This window comes from Nocardia sp. NPDC055321, from assembly GCF_053645575.1.
Genome location: NZ_JBSHMS010000057.1, coordinates 1 through 16,399 on the forward strand (window position 1 = coordinate 1; position 16,399 = coordinate 16,399).

Consider the following 16,399-nt stretch of genomic DNA (forward strand, 5'->3'; position numbering starts at 1 on the left):
GGATGACAGCTAATGGTTCAGGGGATACAAGAAGCCGTAGAAGCCCCCAACCAGCGCTGCCACGACCCGTACTTCGGTAGCGACCGTCGCTGCCACGACCGTGCCGAGCACGGTGCCTGGCACCGTGGACGCGCCCGTGATCTCCAAACCGGTTCCTACGCCCAAGGCACCGGCCACCGGCACACCTCGCAGAACCCGGTAGAGAACGAACGGATCAAAGGCCGACACTGACCGGTACCAAGACCGACGGGTCCAAGCTCATGCCTGGGCCCGTCGCCCCGCTCCCGGGTCATCGATCGTCACCAGGTTTCCGGCCTACTTCTGTGACCGAACAGCCCCGGGCAGAGAAGCAGCAACGAGAGCACCAACGTCTCAGTCCACCAATACTGTCCCGACCAGCTCAACAGCGGACCTCGACAAACACCCGGATTCCTCACCCCGTCGGAGCACTCGAGGAGGTGTTGCGATTGCCGCATGAATCTGCACTCGTACGGGATGTTCGCTGCGAGCTCGGCGACACCCCGCAGCACATGAGATCTGCCGCAGGGTTGTCGCTTGGCCGAGGCGCACTTGTCATGGGACCCGTACGGCAGCCGCAAGTTTAGACCGGTTGGTTTCATTTGATCGAAACTCCCCCTGTCAGAGTTCGGTGAATACAACACCCCGAGCCTGCTCCGAGCATGGCATTTCCTGTCGGCACCGCCCTCTTCGATGTATCGTACAGACGAAACACATTCGCCATTGGGAGCGTCGCCCTTGTCATCTATCAACGGCATCTACTTGCCCGGCTGGGAGTTCAACCGCCTACTTGCCGACGATCCTCTGGAACCACGTATCAGCGCCTTGCCTGGGGCGGCATTGTGGAACGGTGCCGCACAATTCTGGATGTTCGAAAAAGTATATTGCACCAAAGAATCGTTCGATAACGAAGCGTATTCCGCGCAGGAACTTGGTTGGGCAACGGGAGATGTCTTCCGTAAGCTCGCAGAGGGCATCGATGACAGTGGGCCGATACTTGAGCCCGTCGACTGGACCACACTGGACCCCTCTGTGCAGGAGGAATTTACGACCCGCTGCTCAGGATTCAAGGCAATTTCGCCAGTGCAGGAATGGATAGATCAGGCCGACGACTCGAAATTGCAGAAGCTCAACGATGAAATCGTGAAGCCGATCGCCCAAGCCAAGAACAGTATCATAGCGGGCGGAATGAGCGGGCTTCGCCAATGGATTGATCGCCCCCAATCCGGGACCTCTATCGAAGATGACGATTCCCTGAACGAAATCATCAGGAGACTTCTCTCTCAACTGAGCGCTCCCTTGGAGAGCCCAACTATTCCGTCCGGAATCCAGCTACTGGGACACCCGGGTACCTGGGATAAAAGAGCTGTCGCGAAACAAGACGATGCGAAAAAGCGCGTCGAAACACCGCATATTCGCAACCTACAAGCAGGCAAGGGTGAATTTGTTGGCGCGAATGGATATATTCCATATATTCAGCGAGTCAAAACTGAACGCGAAGCGTACACAGATATCAACGACGCCCTGCTGGACGACTGGAAAGCCAACCATACGCGCCTTATCAGGTTGCGTGAGCAGGCCAGTGTGCACCTGTGGCCGAAGTTGCACGGTGAGTGGCTGCCGGCCCTGGTCGCGGGCAATTCTGACGCGATCGAAGATTTTCCTCGATGGATCAACCGAGCGCTCAAACATAAACGCATTGCGGAATTGCTCAACCTGTCAACGGCGCACATCTACTACGCCTCTCTCGCAATATTATCCAGCGGTTTGGCGCTTAGGCAACAGCTGACACCCCAGGAAGTGGCCTTGGTGGTGTCGGTCGGTGCCGGCGCTCTACCCGCGGTACAAATGCTTCGCGTCGAGCCACGGTTCGATTCATTGGCTATCTTCTACCAGAAGGCGTTCAATACACTATCCTGATTCGGCTTCACTTTGGCACACCACCCCTGGTCGAGCAAGATTTACACTCTACCATCAGAACAGTGCAAAGAACGCTCGCATTGCTGTCATGCATCGCATGGAAAGATGAATGCCCGGTCAGCTTCTGCCGAGGCTTCAATTATTTAGTCGGAGAACTCAGCAGCCAGTGTCGATACGTTTCATGCACGAACTGATAGGAAGTGACATTCACGCGCAGCAAGCCTTTTGCTCGTGCTCGATCCAATAGAATCTTGGGACGTGGCGCGAAGTCTTTAGTGAATCTGAAGATCAGAGCTGCGATGAAGTATCTCTCGGCTGCTGAACCACCCAGATAACCGGAGGCGAGCACTGCAGTGAGCCCAACGACAACTCCACCGAGAAGCCCTCCCACCACACCCAGGGCAATACCGGCACCGAGACCCAGCAATCCTCTGAGCAAAAGCCCGGATACGAAGTCGTCGCGAATAGATCGCTTCTCATCGAGCACGACGGGCGCCTCGTGTCCGCCTTCAACGGTGAGGGCAATTGCCATACCGTAGGGAAGCACCGCCAAACCGAGAAAGATCAATACGAAAGATCGCCCTGCTGTCGCGCCGCCGATCCACCAAACCACACCGCTCGCCGCGAGTCCGGCTGCCAGAGCAGTAAAGACGGCCTCGGTGCGCAAACGAAACCATCTCGACCGGCCGTCAGACACCCGGTGCTCCTTGTGCTTTCGCCGCACATCGATCCGTCTCGTCGAGACGGTGCGACGCGAGGACGACAGGCCAACTGTCAGACCGGCCGCTATTCCCACCGCCAGACCCACCCCCAGGCCGAAGCATGCGACACCTGTGAGACCGATCGCGAGAAAGGCGACAAGACAGGCTGCGAGCCCGTGTACAGCGCGGCAGCGAGTCACGCCTGCGAGTTCCCAGATCTCATCGAGGCGAATCGCTGCGCTGTCCTTGTGGGTCCCACGACGGCGTTCCAGGTGAGACGCCAGCGATCTCAACCATTTCCGCACTTCGTCACTGCCATAGTTGGGACTGCCAACGGTGCTGATCGCAGCAGGAATCAAACGAGCGAACACGATGTTTTCGACTTCACCGGTACTGGCGCACCCCACCAGCTGCTCACCGATTTCCTCGTCGGACGGTCGGAAAGTCGAGGCGGGTGGATGTAAAGCGTTCACCGCCAGGGCGAGCATCAGAGGAGATCTGAGCACAGCCGCCAGCGGACCATGCTTGTTCTCCGCAAGATGTGTGATGACTTCGGACCAACCCGGGCGGGTAGATCCCGTCGCCACAACCGAGTCGCTCAGCTTCTTTAGGACATCTTCATGAGACAGCGGTTCAAGCGTGCTCGTCGCTGCCCCATGAAGTCCGATGTCTTTGCCTCGTCGACGCAGTTCTTGAAATCTGCTCGTACGACACACCACGACAACCGATCGCTGTACCCACGGTGTTCCGTTCAGTTGATCGAGCAGTTGCCGGGCGAACACTCCTCGATTTTCGAGGGTGTCCATCTCGTCGAGACCGTCGATGACAGGCAGGATGTGATTCTGTTCTACCAGTTGCCTGGCCAACACTGGCCGTAGGTGGGGATAGTCCCAGCTCAGCCGGGTGCTCAGCCATCGTTCGAAAGGGATCGCACCGTCCCATCCTGTCGCGTTGACCCGCACCGGAACGGGGTGCTGCCGACGAACGGCATCGTCCTTGCTGCGCCGGTTTTCCAGCAAACCTAGGACAAGTTGTTTCGCGGCAACCGTTTTGCCGCTTCCCGGTTCGCCGAGTATGACCAACCGCGGTACCTTCGACCCGAGCGACTCGAAGTAGTCTGACAGCTCGGAGGCGCTACCTGACTCAATCAGGTCCTCAGGCAACGCTCGCACTACGCCGGTGAATTTGACAGCGAACGTACTGCCCGAACTCGCACAGTGAGCCTCGAGCCCACGTTCCTCCGCCTTTTGAACCCACGCTGCCAATGACTCGGCAGCCGCTTCCAGCGACGGCGGGTCTGTCGATGGGTACAGCCGTTTCCAGAGCGACCACGATCCCTTGACGGCGGGGACAGCAGTGCGAATCAACGCGGTTTCAGCTCCCGACACATGAATCAGCCTGCCATAGCACGAGTGTCGCTGCATGGACACTCTCGATCCGAGATGATGACACAGTCACCTGAGCCGGATGGGCGAGTGCAGCGTGTGAAAGACAGCTCGGGCGAACCGCGCCGAGCTGACACCGGGTCCAGTGGGGCGCCGATGCTCGGAGGTGGGACTGCGGCTGCGGGACTTGCCGCTCCGCATGATCGTCACGATCCCGGAAGTTCATCGATCGGCTGGCCTCCAACGCACAAACGCAACGGCACCAACACCATTCGGACAATCCATGCGGCCAGCTATCGGATGTACTCGCCTACGCCCTGGCATCGGAGACCAATCTCGGCGGACCACCATCGTGCCTTCAACGCGCTGGAGCAGTCGCGTTTCGAACTATCCGCGTGCCGATTGCCCGCGCTGCTTGAGACATCCGAAATCCGCACGGCACGCGTGATAGAGATCGACCTCACGGATCGTGCAGGTGGGCGACAGCATCGAGGAACCGTTCGCCACCATGGCCTTCTTCCGGTTCACGGTTCGCACCAATCCTGGTGGCGCGCAACGCTGACGCTGCCAGGGCGGGAGCCACACCGACTGCACGACAGCAGGATCGGCACCTGTCTCGGCGTCCCAGCAGATGTTTGCGAGACCGCTTGCCGATCGCTTCACACGCGGTCCGCGAGCAGTGCCGCAGATCTGCGCGACGGCCGCCTGGCCGCGCCCACACCGGTGAAGTCTCGACCCCGTGCAAGCCGTTGCGGGGGAACGGCTGTGAACCATCCCGGATCAGGCGCGCCGATGGAGCGGGAATGCTCGGCTCACTGGTCGAGTCGGCCGGACAGCCACCACCCGAGCGTGGCGACGCCCACCAAGATCGCGCCACCGACGATGAATCCGCGCGCGGGATCGGATGCGATCGACGCCGGCACAACGGCCATGCCGAGGGTGCCGGCACCTCGCATCACGCTGTACTGCACCGACAGCATCGGTACCCTGTCCGCGGTCGCGAATCCGGCCAGGTGCACACCGAGCGCGATGCCGATGAACGGGGACGCGAACCCTGCCAGCACCGCTGCCGCGACCACCCAGCCCACCGACGGCGCGACACCGGTGGCCACCAGCAACACCCCGGTCGCAGCCCACCCCGCACACAGTCGCCCAGGAAACCCGGTCTCGGGACGCGCCCGGGACGCGACCATGTTCCCGGCGACCGCCGCGATCCCCGCTCCGGTCAGCATCCACCCGTACTGTGCCGGACCCGCTGTGAACTGGACCAGCAGCAGCGGCAATCCGATGGCAGGCAACGCATTACAGAAGAACCCGGTGCCGTGGACCGCGAACGCGATTGTCAGCGACGGAGATGCGTGCAGCAGCGCCCGTGCCCGGGCCGGGCGCGTCGGCGTCGGAGTCGACGGGCCCGCGCCCGGGACGCTGGCACGCGTGGCGGTGCGGGCGAGCCATGCCATCGCCGCTGCCGAGACCGCGAAGGTTGCTGCGTCCATCACGAACAGCACCGGCAACGGCGCGAGCATCAGCAGCAACCCCGCTGTCGCAGGTCCCGCGACGCGCGCAATCCGCCCGGTCAGGTCCATCAACGCGACCAGCCTCGGGCGTTCGGACTCCCCGACCAGGTCCGGAACCAGTGCGCCCAAGCCGGGATCGAACAGCGCCCCGCAGATCCCCAGGACGGTCACCATCGCCAGCATCGCGATCGTGCCTGCCCCAGCCCAGGCCGCGACCAGCGTCACGGTCAGCACCGCACGCACCAGCTCGAGACCTGCCAGCGCCGACAAACGCGCAGCCAGGGCGACCAGGCGCTGTCCGAACAGTCCGACCAGCACGTACGGCACCGATTCCGCGATCGCCACCGCGCCCATGACCACCGGCCCCGATCGTTCCAACGCAACCCACATGATCGCCAGCGCGAAGAACCGGTCTCCCATTACCGACAGCAGCTGAGTCAGCCACACCAACAGAATTCGACGGCGACGCAACAGCATCAGCGCAGGCACAGTCGCGCACCGTACCTGAGTATCGGCAGCGGCCGCGCGGTTCGCGAATCCTTGCGCGGTGTGCACCATCTGGCGCACAGCACGAGAGCCTGGACCAGTCGACCGGCAGTTCCGACGGCCCAGAACTCCCAGTTCGTCAGCCCCTCTCCGGATACGCTGACGGCCGCACTCCGTGCCTGCCTGTCGCCCCGCCGCGTTTCGGGGCATCGCCCCCGAGGCGACCGGACTCGACACCGCCACTGGATACCCAGACCAAAGGACCAACAGCTCGCCCTCGCCCAACCACCCCTCGGCGGCACCACCCGATGCGGGCCCTGATCTGTCGGACCGTGCAGCTAGGTTGGGTCGATGACTTCGGCGGGGATCAGATATGTGATCGGAGATGCCACGGCCCCTTCGGATTCCGGAGCGGCACTTGTCGCGCACATAGTGAACGATCGAGGACGTTGGGGGCGCGGTTTCGTTCTCTCGATCTCCCAACGGTGGCCCGAACCCGAACGTGCGTATCGCCAGTGGTTCGCCGACCGCGAGAACAGCGACTTCGCATTGGGATCGGTGCAGCTAGGGCTCCACAGCACGATGACGTTTAACAGCGTACACGCGCCGATAATCTATCTTATGTCAAGTTAGGTAGATGTGAACTTGGGACAATCGATCTCGTTGCCATTGCACCGCATCCCCTCGATGCCGGCATCCCGCAGACGAGCCACCGCTCCGGCCGCGTACTGTGCAGGGCTGCGCAGGACTGCACTGAGGTCGCCGAGCGTGCCCGCGAGTATGTATGTGCCGCCGGCAATCTCGTCGTCCGTAGGGATTTCCACGATCAGTTCGTAGCAGCGTTGTTCGCCAATGTGGCGAACCACGAGCGCCGCCGACGTTCCATGGATCCAGGTCAGTGACAGGGGCTCGGTATCCGGGGCAATCGCCGTTCGGCGGGCGACCGCGGTGGCGAGCGCCTCGAAGCAACTCCCGATCCCCGCGCCTTCAGGTGGCCGAGTGACGGCGAGAGGCCAGTAGCGGCCGCGTGATTCGCTACGTGGTTGGTAGAAGTCGGCGAAACGTGGATTGCGGTAGACGGTTTCGACCCGAGTGCCTTCTCGATCGATCATCGATACCCGCAGTCCCCGGTACCGGATACGGAACGAGACCCAGTCGAAATCGACGGGGACCGCGAGGGTTTGGCCGGTGCTGTCGAGGAAGCAGGAAAACAGCCAGTGTGGTGATGGCTCGTCAGGGTCCGCGTCAGGCCCTTCACTGAGGTAGAAGTGATCGATTCGGGGCAACAGAACCGTCAGCCATGCAACCGCTTCCCCGTAGCTCAGCACCGCGTTCGATACGCCGGCACCGACGACTGGCGCGTCGACCGCAACGAGCACGCTCAGCATGTGCACAGGGCCGGAGCCATCGAAGGTTCCGAAGTCCTGGACCGGACGGCCGCCGACCTCGGCCACTACCCCGAGCTGCGGGTCGAGGATCGAGCGGGCTCGAATGCGATGGCTGCGTCGCAACCCGAAGCTGTCCAACTCAGCGATGTCGTCGTCCAGCGCTGCAGACCACACGGCCAAGCGGCGTGCCAGTTCCTTCCTTATGTGTTCGGCCGGGGTATACGGCGAAGTGGCCATCGTCGAATCCTAGGTTGTCAGCAATGATCGGCACCGGGCCTGAGTGTCGGACATGTCCGTCGCCTGTCCCCCATCCTGCACATCGAGCACGCGTCCGACGACCTCACTTCCGCCTCACGCGAACAATGCGGGGGTACACCAACTCCCCTGGCATGACGACGTTTCCGTCTCCGGCCCTTTTGTAAGAGCGGTCTTTTTTCCTTATGGCCACTTCCCTTCGCGACGATGTGAACCAACCACCGGTGAGTCATTCGTAGATGCGCATATTCCCATGTAGGTATTTATAGGCAGGATCATCGACGAGAGGCCATGCCCGAACTGAGCGAAGGCTCCCAACCGAGCGGACTGTTAGGATTCCTATTATGAAAACGAGTACGTCGATCAGCATCGACCCCGGCGTGCTCAACGACGCCCGAGAGGCGGCGGCAGCCGCAGGGGAAACGGTCAGCACGCTCACCGAGCGGGCGGTCCGGAGAGAGCTGCTGCGCATCGCCGCCAAAGCGGCCGCGGAGTGGGAGCGCAGCCGCGGCACCGACACCGCGGAGTACGCCGAGCAGTTGCACGCCGAACAAGCCGCCAACATCGCCGCCGCTTACGGTGCTGGAACGGCGAAGTGATCTCACGCGGCGAAGTCCGCTCGTATCTGCCGAACGTCGCGGGGCGTAACCAGCCCTCCAGCATGGCCGGGTCGAAGGTGCTGATCATCTCCAGTACCGACGCCAACGAATGGCTGCCGACCGTGCTGACGTTGCCGATCTACACCGACACCGCGGACATTCCCCCGCAGATGATGAGTCTCGCCGTCCCGTTCGGCGACCTCGATCCCCTCCCCCGCGCCGCCGTGCTCGTGTACCGGCCGCTCACGATCTTCCGCGGCTGGCTGACCGAGCCCGAAGGCGTCGTGTCCCGGGCGACCATGCGGCAGGTCTTCGCGGCGATGGTGCGATACATCGACGAATAGGCGAGCGATCGTGCATGTCCGACGGTCGCTCACGTCACCGCTCGGCGGCCACGGCCGATCCGGTTGCGCGCCAATGCGTTACGACCCCTCGGCGAGCTTACCCAGGAGCCCCCTGAGATCGGTGGCTCGGTCGGCGTCGAGAATCGTGTGCAGGAACTGGTCTTCCGCGCCCCTGACTTGATTCTTGACCTTGGCATACAAGGTCCGGCCGTCATCGGTCAGACCGACCGTCCGCTGGCGTTGATCACTGGCGCGGGCCCGCACCACGAGTCCGCGGGTGCTGAGCGCGTCCAGATGCTTACCCAGGCGTGTGGGGTCCCGGCGTGTGCGGCGTGAGAGTTCAACCTGGGATACGACCTCGGCCGAGGCCAGTTCGCTCATGATCGCGTACTCCCACATGGACAGGCCCGCGTCGCGCAGGATCGGTTCTTCCAGCGCCGCCAATCGCGGCAGCACACGAAAGATCAACGCGGCCAAATCTGGCTCATGTTCCGTTCCGCCCATTCTGGTCATGGACACCCTTCTACAATTCGTCTACCGTGGTAGAGGATCTGGTCGGCCGGCTGTCGGCGCGTTCAGTATCTCCGACCCCATGCCGGGGTCCTCCGATCCCGAGAACCCTGGCCGTTCGCGACCGATCAGGCGACAGCGAAAGCGAGATGCGCGGTGGATGTTTCCCTGTTACACGACCTGACCGAAGAGCTGGCATCATTTTTGTCCGAGGCCACCCGAGCCGACCTCGCGACATCGATACCGAACTCGCCACACAACCTCGGCGAGCTGGCGCTGTGGCTGATCACCCAGAACCTCGACATCGCGGATGTCGTCGCGGTTGCCGATATCCTGGGCGAGCGGAATTTCGATTCGACTATCGAAGACCGCCTGGACTTGCACCACGGAAGTACCGGACTCGACGTGCGGTATCGGCATACCGCCGGCCTCATGGAAGATGCGTTCGCCGCGGTGAGCGACGTGAGCGAGCCTCGTCGGCTGCAGGTCCAGAAAGTTGATGCGGAGTCGCTGTACGAAGACCAGATTCGAAACGTTGTCGTCCATACCTGGGACATCGCGCAGGCACTGGGCTTGGCCTACGAGCCCTCCGCCGAGGTCATTCGTCGAGTTCTGCGGACCACCGTCTCGGTGGGAGCGGGCACGCTCCCACCCGAACACGGTATGCGGAACGAATCCCCCACGGCCACCGATGTATTCGCGATTGTGCTCACGCTGTCGGGGCGCGTAGCCCAGAGGTAAGAACTACCGCTTCCCGTTCACGCACACCATGGCTCGCCCGGCGGAGCTTCCGATCGGCTCGGTTGACGCGGACCGTGGAAGAACGCCCGAACGCCAGCGGCTCCAGCGCGCGGCAGCGAGGGCGTCCAGGACTCGAATCGCGTTCAGATGGGCTCTGCGAACGGCACTGTCGGTGATCTTCGCGCCGGACCTGCGATCGATCACCCGTGGCGAGATTTCGACACGATCACCGCTCCCCCATCGGTTACCCGATCGCGCCCGCACGGAGTCGTACAGTTGCGGCCGCGGCAATCATCTCGCCGATCCCGAGACAATCTCCAACCGAATCCGACGATCGAACGTCTCCAACGACCTCTCGATCCCTGCTGATCTCCCGATGCGGTGCTGACATCGACGAAAGGGAAAGGCTTGTCGCAACGATCTCGGCCACATGCGGAGTGCCACTGCCGATTTGCGGCGGGGTTGACGCGGCGGAACTTCCTCGCCGCGCTCGGAGCGGCGTCGATCGCCACGCTGACGGCAACCTCCTGCGCGTCCGAGGAGTCCGGATCGGCGGCTACCACCAGCGCGGCGCCCGCGCCGGTTCGTAAGCCGGACAGCCTGTTCCGCAACGTGCGCGTGCTCGACGTCCGACAGGGGCGGCTGGGTGACCCGACCGACGTTCTGGTTCGCGGCAATACGATCTCGGCCATCGGCATGGGCCTGCCGGGCACCGAGCAGACCGAGATCATCGACGGCCGCGCCCGCACACTGATGCCGGGGCTCATCGACAACCACGTGCACCTGGTGTTCGGCAGCGCCACGATGGCCGATCTGAACGATCCTGACAAGGACCCGGAGTTCTACGCCCGCGCCGCACTCACCTCGGCGAACGAGATGCTGATGCGCGGATTCACCTCCGTCCGCGATATGGGCGGTCCTATCTTCCCGCTCAAGGCCGCCATCGACGCCGGTAAGGCCATGGGCCCGCGGGTGTGGCCGTCCGGGGCGATGATCTCCCAGACCGCGGGGCACGGGGATTTCCGCACACCGCAGGAGAAGTCACGCCGATTCACCGGCAAGCAGTCCCGGGCCGAGGAGATCGGCGCGACCTTCATCGTCGACGGACGCGACGAGGTGCTCACCGCGGCGCGGGAGAACCTGCGCATGGGCGCGAGCCAGCTGAAGCTGACCGCCGGCGGAGGCACCTCCTCGGCCTACGACCCGATCGACGTCGCCCAGTTCACGCTCGACGAGCTGCGCGCCGCGGTCGACGCGGCCAGTGATTGGAACACCTACGTCGCCGTGCACGCGTACACGCCCAAGGCGGTGCGCCGCTCGGTCGAAGCCGGCGTGCTGTGCATCGAGCACGGGCAACTGCTCGACGAACCGACCATTGACCTGCTGGCCGAACGGGGCGTGTGGCTCAGCGGCCAGTACCTGCGCCCCAACTCGGACAGCATGTCCCCCGAGCGCCGCGCCAAACGCGAAGGCATCGTGGCGGGCAACTCGATCGTGTGGCCGATGGCGAAGAAGGCCGGGGTCAAGCTGGCCTGGGGAACCGACTTCCTGTTCGAGCCCGAATCCAATGTCGAGCAGAACAAATTCCTGCTCCAGCTGAGCGAATGGTTCAGCCCGGCGGAGCTGGTTCGCCTCGCGACCGTTGACAATGCCGCCCTGCTGGCACTGAGCGGGCCGCGCAGTCCGTATCAGGGGCGGCTGGGCGTGGTCGAACCCGACGCCCTCGCGGACCTGATCCTGGTCGACGGTGATCCGCTGGCCGACGTCAAGGTGCTCGGTGATCCTGGCGGGACATTCGACGTGATCATGAAGGACGGCGTGATCTACAAGAACACCTAGGGCGTGCGGGTTTCCTGTTCCGGCGAGTGGCCACACCGGAACAGGAAACAACTCCCTCTCCCCTGGTTCAGAGGTTGATATCCACTGCGGGCACGTCCTCGGGCACTGCGGATGCCGCACCGGTCCCGCTGAATCCGCTCCCGGGCAGTCGATTCCGAGCGTGTAGGCGGCCATCGACAGCGAGCCCAGTGGGTAGCCAAGTTGCATCTGACGCTTCGATCAGAACCCTGTCTGGTGTGCGCGATCGCAACTGATCGATTCCCCAGATATGATTCGGACTCCCAAACCTGGAAGAAGGTCCGATGACCGACGCACCCGCCTCGCCCACCCGAACCGATCGACGCCGCGAGCGCACACGCAACGCGTTGCTCGCGGCCGCCCGCGGGTTCCTGTCCGAAAGCCGGTCGTCGGTGAGCATCCAGGAGATCACAGACGCAGCCGACGTGGGCTTCGGAAGTTTCTACAACCATTTCGATTCCAAGGAGCAGCTCTTCGACGAGGCGGTTCGCTCGGCATTGCTGGTCTACAGCGAGATGCGCGACCAGATCGTGGCGCCCTACGAGGATCCGGCGGAGGTGTTCGCGGTCAGCTTCCGGATGACCGGACGATTGCAGCGCAGGATCCCGGAGATGGTGAAGGTGGTTCTCAACTCCGGAATGAGCGTCATGCTGCGCGATGAAGGACTCGCTCCGCGGGCTCGGCGCGATATCCGCGCCGCGCAGGAAGCCGGCCGGTTCGAGCCGATGGACTTGGAACTCGCCGTCATGTCCGCAGGCGGAGCCCTGCTCGGCCTGCTTCAGCTGCTCGACGCCGACCCCGACGCAGACGCCGACACCCTCTCGGACGAGATGGCTTACCGCATGCTGCGGATGTTCGGTATGAACAAGCGCAGCGCGGAAAAAGTGAGCACGGGACCGCTTCCCGAAATACCAGCCCTGTAGTGGGCGAAAGTATCACATTCTCTTGCTCGGCGAATTGCTCTGAGGGGAAACTGATTCATTTACCACCTGACGGCGCCGACACGGAAACTCGACCGAGAGTCATCGCAATCCTGTGGCATTCAGGACGACGCAACCTTTGATGTGCTCGATCGTGTCAGGCCCCGCCGGTCGTACAGCATCGTGGCTCCGAGCCCCAGTACCAGGCCGATTCCCAATCCGAGCACGGCCATCAGGATTCCGCGTCCGAGCCCCGCGCCGAGGTCGGCGTTGAAGTAGAGAATCGCTCGCACCCCCAGATAGACCTGGTGCATCGGCTCGAAAGCGGAAAGCCACTCGACCGAGCGGGGGGTTGCTTCGATCGGAACCGTCCCTCCCGAAGACGGCAGGCCCAGCACGATGAACAAGATTGTGTTCAGCATGAGGCCGGCGGTCCCGAACGCGGCCAAGATCGCCAGGGCGGTGACGCCGACTGCGAAAGTGGCCAGCAGTGTGTAGAGAAACAGCGCCCACCCTCGATCGATCGGAACATTCAGTGCGGTGGCCACTATTAGATAGAGAGCGGACACGATCGGCGCGGCGACAGCCATCACGCCCCATTTCACGAGAAGAGTGCGGGTGCGAGAAATCCCGACGGGCGGCTTCTCCAGGTAGAGCGGGCCGAACTCGGCGGGCACAAAGCCCCAGGCGGCATCAACCATGGTGTGGATGATCATCGCCCCGATGAATCCCGCCAGCAATACGAGCAAGGTGTAGAAAAACGCGATCAACCCGTTACCGGTTCCACCAGCCAACGGCGCGAACTGCGTGAAGTTCACCTCGATCGGATCGGCGAGGGTCACCAACGCCGCCCCGGACAATGTCGGCGAGGCAACGTCGGCGGGAGCGGTCGCCAGCTGCGATTGCACCGTGTCGACAAGGGTTTTCCCGACAGCCTCACTGGCGCGCGGCATCGCCTGCTCGGCGATCCGGCCGACGATTTGTGCAGCGAAAGTGCTTGCACGAGGGTTGGTTTCGACGACGATCTGTGGCTTTTCGACCTCACCGGCGACAACAGACGCGGTCCCCAAGATGCCGAGGCGTTTGGTGAAGTCGCTCGGAATGATGATGGCACCGTAGATCTTGCCGAGCTGGAGTTGCTGCCGGGCTTCATCGATCCCGATCTGCCGTAGGTCAACCTTGTCGGAAGGGATGTTCGCTACAAAGGCCTCGGCGAGCTGATTTCCGACATTGGTCGGCCTTCCACCCAGCACGTCGCCCTCGTCGCGATTGACGAGGGCGATCGGGAAGTCGTGCAGGTTTTCTTCCGGGTTGGCGACATAGGACATATACAGTGTGGCAAACAGTGCCATGAACAGCGACAGGACCACAACGGGCGCGACCCAGGTCCGGACCGTGCGGGCGCGGCGTGCGTTGTTTTCGTCCTGACCCGCAGGGCTATTCATCGTGACAACCTCCAGCTGGCGGGGATTCTCATCGCCGTGCTGGTGCCGACGACGTCGAGCGGCCGGTCCGGAAAAGCTCACTTAGATGAGGTATTAAAACACGAAAGTAAGGTGATTGCTCCGACAGTATCGGCAGCATGGGCCGGACGAGCGAGCATCGTTCTATCGAAGTAATCCAGTTTCGTGGGCACCCAGCGCGCTGTCGAGTTCGTCGAAGCCGTGCTCGAGGTAGTGCGCCAAGCGTTGGACGTGTGGGAGCGCATCGTTGCACGCGGTCAGCCCGAAGTTGAGCCGCCCGGCCAGCGAAACCGCCGTGATGTTGAGCGCTTCGCCGCGGAACAACAGCGACAGGGGATACAGCTCAACCAGGGGGGCGCCATCGAGGTATAGCTGCTCTCGCGGGCCGGGCACGTTGGAGATGATTACGTTGAACATCGGCGCGAGTACGTTGAGAGCACCCGGAATCAGTTGCCGCAGCGTGTGCGGGGTCATTGCAAGCACCGCATCGAGCAGCCGTACTTGTGCCGGCAGAGCTGCTTGGCGGGCCTTGCCTGCGCCGACCGACCGCGCGATGCGGTGGAGTCTCTCGATCGGGTCGTCGATATCGGTGCCCAGTGTCGCAAGCATGATGCCGACCGAGCTTCCAGCCCCTCGGTCGTGAGCGATCGATACCGGAACACCCGCGATCAGTGCCTTGTCCGGAAGGTCGCCGGCCTCGCTCAGGTACCGGCGTAGCGCCGCCCCGCAGGCGGAAAGGACGACGTCGTTGACGCTGGTACCTGTGCCCTGAGCGATGGCAGCGACTCGAGCGAACTCGATCGACGCGGTGCACACCCGGCGCTGCGGACTGATATCGACATTGATCATCGAGTGCGGCGCGGCCCACGGGGCGATCAATCCGGAGGATTCCGTTGGAAGGGCGGAGAGGGCTGAGAGGGTGTTCGTGATACCGGAGATCGTCACGTGGGCGCGCTGTGTCGGGCGTTCTTGATGGGCATCGGCCGATTTCGGTACATTGCCCTTCGCCCATGGGGGTGGCGGGATCGGGTCTCGTCGATCATTCGAGAGTCCTCGCTCCAGCAGTTTGATGGCCTCGACCCCGTTGATCAACGCGTGATGAACCTTGATGTAGATCGCGAATCGGTTCCCGTGCAGCCCTTCGATCACGTGCATCTCCCACCGTGGGCGGTAGGGGTCGAGCGCTATCGAGTGCAGGCGCGAGATCAGCTGCGCCAGTTCGAGTTCCCCGCCCGGAGTCGGCAACGCCTTGTGGCGCAGATGGAAGTCGATATCGATGTCGTCGACGACCCTGTGTTGACCCGGACGAGGGAAAAGACCTCCCACCAGCCTGGAACGAAATCGCTCATCGGTGGGTGTGTGGCGACGGAATTCGGTCACGATTCGTTTGGCGACGGTGGCCGCTGGTTCGGTTTCCGGGGCGAAGATCGCCAGTGCCGCAACATGCATCGGCGTCTCTGGCGACTCGAGCCACATCCAGAACGACTCGTCGATCTCCAACGTTCTGCCTCGACTGGATCCCACTATGCCCTCATCTCGTGTGCCTGAATTGATCACGCGACAACACTGGCGCCGGTTTTGGTTGTCGACCCGAGCCGGTCGAACCCATGATGATGAGCTCATCAGAATGATCACTTGCTCGCCTGGGTCGTTCTGTGGCAAGAATTACGGTGGGTACGGCGAGAGTCACGCCTTCTCGCGGGTCGACCGAGCCAGGCGTACCACTGCCCTCTATCAGGTCGATGAGATGGCCGATACCGCCGCAATACTCGTAAAGATGGCGCACAACACCGCTGTGACCACGACCGCAAGGCCGACCAGGCCGCCGGCGACTGTGATCTGCGGCCAAACCACCACCAGGACAATGAGAGTGACGAGGGCAAGCAGCCCGTCGGCGATCACCGCGACGAACACCCGACGGTCTGCGTCGGATCGATCGGACGAGTTGCCGACCAGCACGCTTTGAACGAGGAAGATCAGTGCGGCGCCGGCCAGGACGAAGTGAATAGCGTTGGTGCCGAGCACGATCGGATTGGCGATCGCTCCGATCAGCGAGCCGACGCCGGCCACGATCGAGACGACACCGGCGAAAACCAGCGGCCTCTTCCTCGAAGCGCGCTTCGAACGCTGGACCACCTTGGCGGTGTTCTGGCTCATTGGATATTCCCTTCTTCTGCTCGATCCGCATCCGATCGAGACATGCCCCGCGAAATCAGCGGGAAGAGCAGGGGTACTGCGTCGGGGTGGTCCCCGCCCAAAGCCCCCGCCCCAACCAGAGGGGCAAAATCAGCGAAC

Annotated in this window: 13 protein-coding genes; 6 read left to right on the forward strand and 7 right to left on the reverse strand. The window is 62.8% G+C overall.

Annotated elements, in window-relative coordinates:
* Positions 1 to 756: 756 nt before the first annotated feature.
* Positions 757 to 1,938 carry a hypothetical protein gene (locus ACWIGI_RS41145; protein WP_454209122.1) on the forward strand — a complete coding sequence of 394 codons (1,182 nt, stop codon included), beginning with the start codon at positions 757 to 759 and terminating at the stop codon, positions 1,936 to 1,938.
* A gap of 139 nt (positions 1,939 to 2,077) precedes the next feature.
* On the opposite strand, the gene ACWIGI_RS41150 is transcribed toward ACWIGI_RS41145, so the two are convergent.
* The 3 genes from ACWIGI_RS41150 to ACWIGI_RS41160 all read right to left on the reverse strand — a co-directional run bounded on the left by ACWIGI_RS41150 (position 2,078) and on the right by ACWIGI_RS41160 (position 7,652).
* Entirely contained in the window at positions 2,078 to 4,063 is a 1,986-nt protein-coding gene (locus ACWIGI_RS41150; RefSeq protein WP_454209135.1) for an NACHT domain-containing protein, read from the reverse strand.
* A gap of 773 nt (positions 4,064 to 4,836) precedes the next feature.
* The gene (locus ACWIGI_RS41155) at positions 4,837 to 6,030 is read right to left on the reverse strand and encodes an MFS transporter (RefSeq protein ID WP_454209123.1); all 1,194 of its coding nucleotides are present in this window, start codon (positions 6,028 to 6,030) and stop codon (positions 4,837 to 4,839) included.
* A gap of 626 nt (positions 6,031 to 6,656) precedes the next feature.
* On the reverse strand, positions 6,657 to 7,652 hold the full coding sequence (locus tag ACWIGI_RS41160) for a hypothetical protein (RefSeq protein WP_454209124.1): 996 nt from the start codon (positions 7,650 to 7,652) through the stop codon (positions 6,657 to 6,659).
* Positions 7,653 to 8,014: 362 nt separating this feature from the next.
* Between ACWIGI_RS41160 and ACWIGI_RS41165 the strand changes: the two genes are divergently transcribed.
* Together ACWIGI_RS41165 and ACWIGI_RS41170 are read left to right on the forward strand one after the other, a co-directional pair.
* Positions 8,015 to 8,269 (forward strand): hypothetical protein, encoded by a 255-nt coding sequence (locus tag ACWIGI_RS41165; RefSeq protein WP_454209125.1) that lies wholly within the window; start codon positions 8,015 to 8,017, stop codon positions 8,267 to 8,269.
* A complete protein-coding gene (locus tag ACWIGI_RS41170) occupies positions 8,266 to 8,613 on the forward strand; it encodes a hypothetical protein (protein ID WP_454209127.1) in 348 nt (115 codons plus the stop codon). Before ACWIGI_RS41165 ends, ACWIGI_RS41170 begins: the two co-directional genes overlap by 4 nt.
* Positions 8,614 to 8,691: 78 nt before the next feature.
* Here ACWIGI_RS41170 and ACWIGI_RS41175 read toward each other — a convergent pair whose 3' ends face one another.
* Positions 8,692 to 9,081 carry a MarR family winged helix-turn-helix transcriptional regulator gene (locus ACWIGI_RS41175; protein ID WP_454209128.1) on the reverse strand — a complete coding sequence of 130 codons (390 nt, stop codon included), beginning with the start codon at positions 9,079 to 9,081 and terminating at the stop codon, positions 8,692 to 8,694.
* A gap of 198 nt (positions 9,082 to 9,279) precedes the next feature.
* Between ACWIGI_RS41175 and ACWIGI_RS41180 the strand changes: the two genes are divergently transcribed.
* From ACWIGI_RS41180 to ACWIGI_RS41190, 3 genes are all read left to right on the forward strand, one after another.
* Complete coding sequence (locus tag ACWIGI_RS41180; protein WP_454209129.1) at positions 9,280 to 9,864, forward strand: hypothetical protein; 585 nt, start codon at positions 9,280 to 9,282, stop codon at positions 9,862 to 9,864.
* 462 nt (positions 9,865 to 10,326) lie between these two features.
* Entirely contained in the window at positions 10,327 to 11,703 is a 1,377-nt protein-coding gene (locus ACWIGI_RS41185; RefSeq protein WP_454209130.1) for an amidohydrolase family protein, read from the forward strand.
* A 302-nt stretch (positions 11,704 to 12,005) separates the two neighbouring features.
* Complete coding sequence (locus ACWIGI_RS41190) at positions 12,006 to 12,644, forward strand: TetR/AcrR family transcriptional regulator (protein WP_454209131.1); 639 nt, start codon at positions 12,006 to 12,008, stop codon at positions 12,642 to 12,644.
* A 119-nt stretch (positions 12,645 to 12,763) separates the two neighbouring features.
* Here ACWIGI_RS41190 and ACWIGI_RS41195 read toward each other — a convergent pair whose 3' ends face one another.
* The 3 genes from ACWIGI_RS41195 to ACWIGI_RS41205 form a co-directional block, all read right to left on the reverse strand.
* The gene (locus ACWIGI_RS41195) at positions 12,764 to 14,086 is read right to left on the reverse strand and encodes a YhgE/Pip domain-containing protein (RefSeq protein WP_454209132.1); all 1,323 of its coding nucleotides are present in this window, start codon (positions 14,084 to 14,086) and stop codon (positions 12,764 to 12,766) included.
* Between the two features lie 162 nt (positions 14,087 to 14,248).
* On the reverse strand, positions 14,249 to 15,604 hold the full coding sequence (locus tag ACWIGI_RS41200) for a wax ester/triacylglycerol synthase family O-acyltransferase (RefSeq protein ID WP_454209133.1): 1,356 nt from the start codon (positions 15,602 to 15,604) through the stop codon (positions 14,249 to 14,251).
* 234 nt (positions 15,605 to 15,838) lie between these two features.
* Positions 15,839 to 16,261 (reverse strand): hypothetical protein, encoded by a 423-nt coding sequence (locus ACWIGI_RS41205; protein ID WP_454209134.1) that lies wholly within the window; start codon positions 16,259 to 16,261, stop codon positions 15,839 to 15,841.
* Between the last annotated feature and the right edge of the window lie 138 nt (positions 16,262 to 16,399).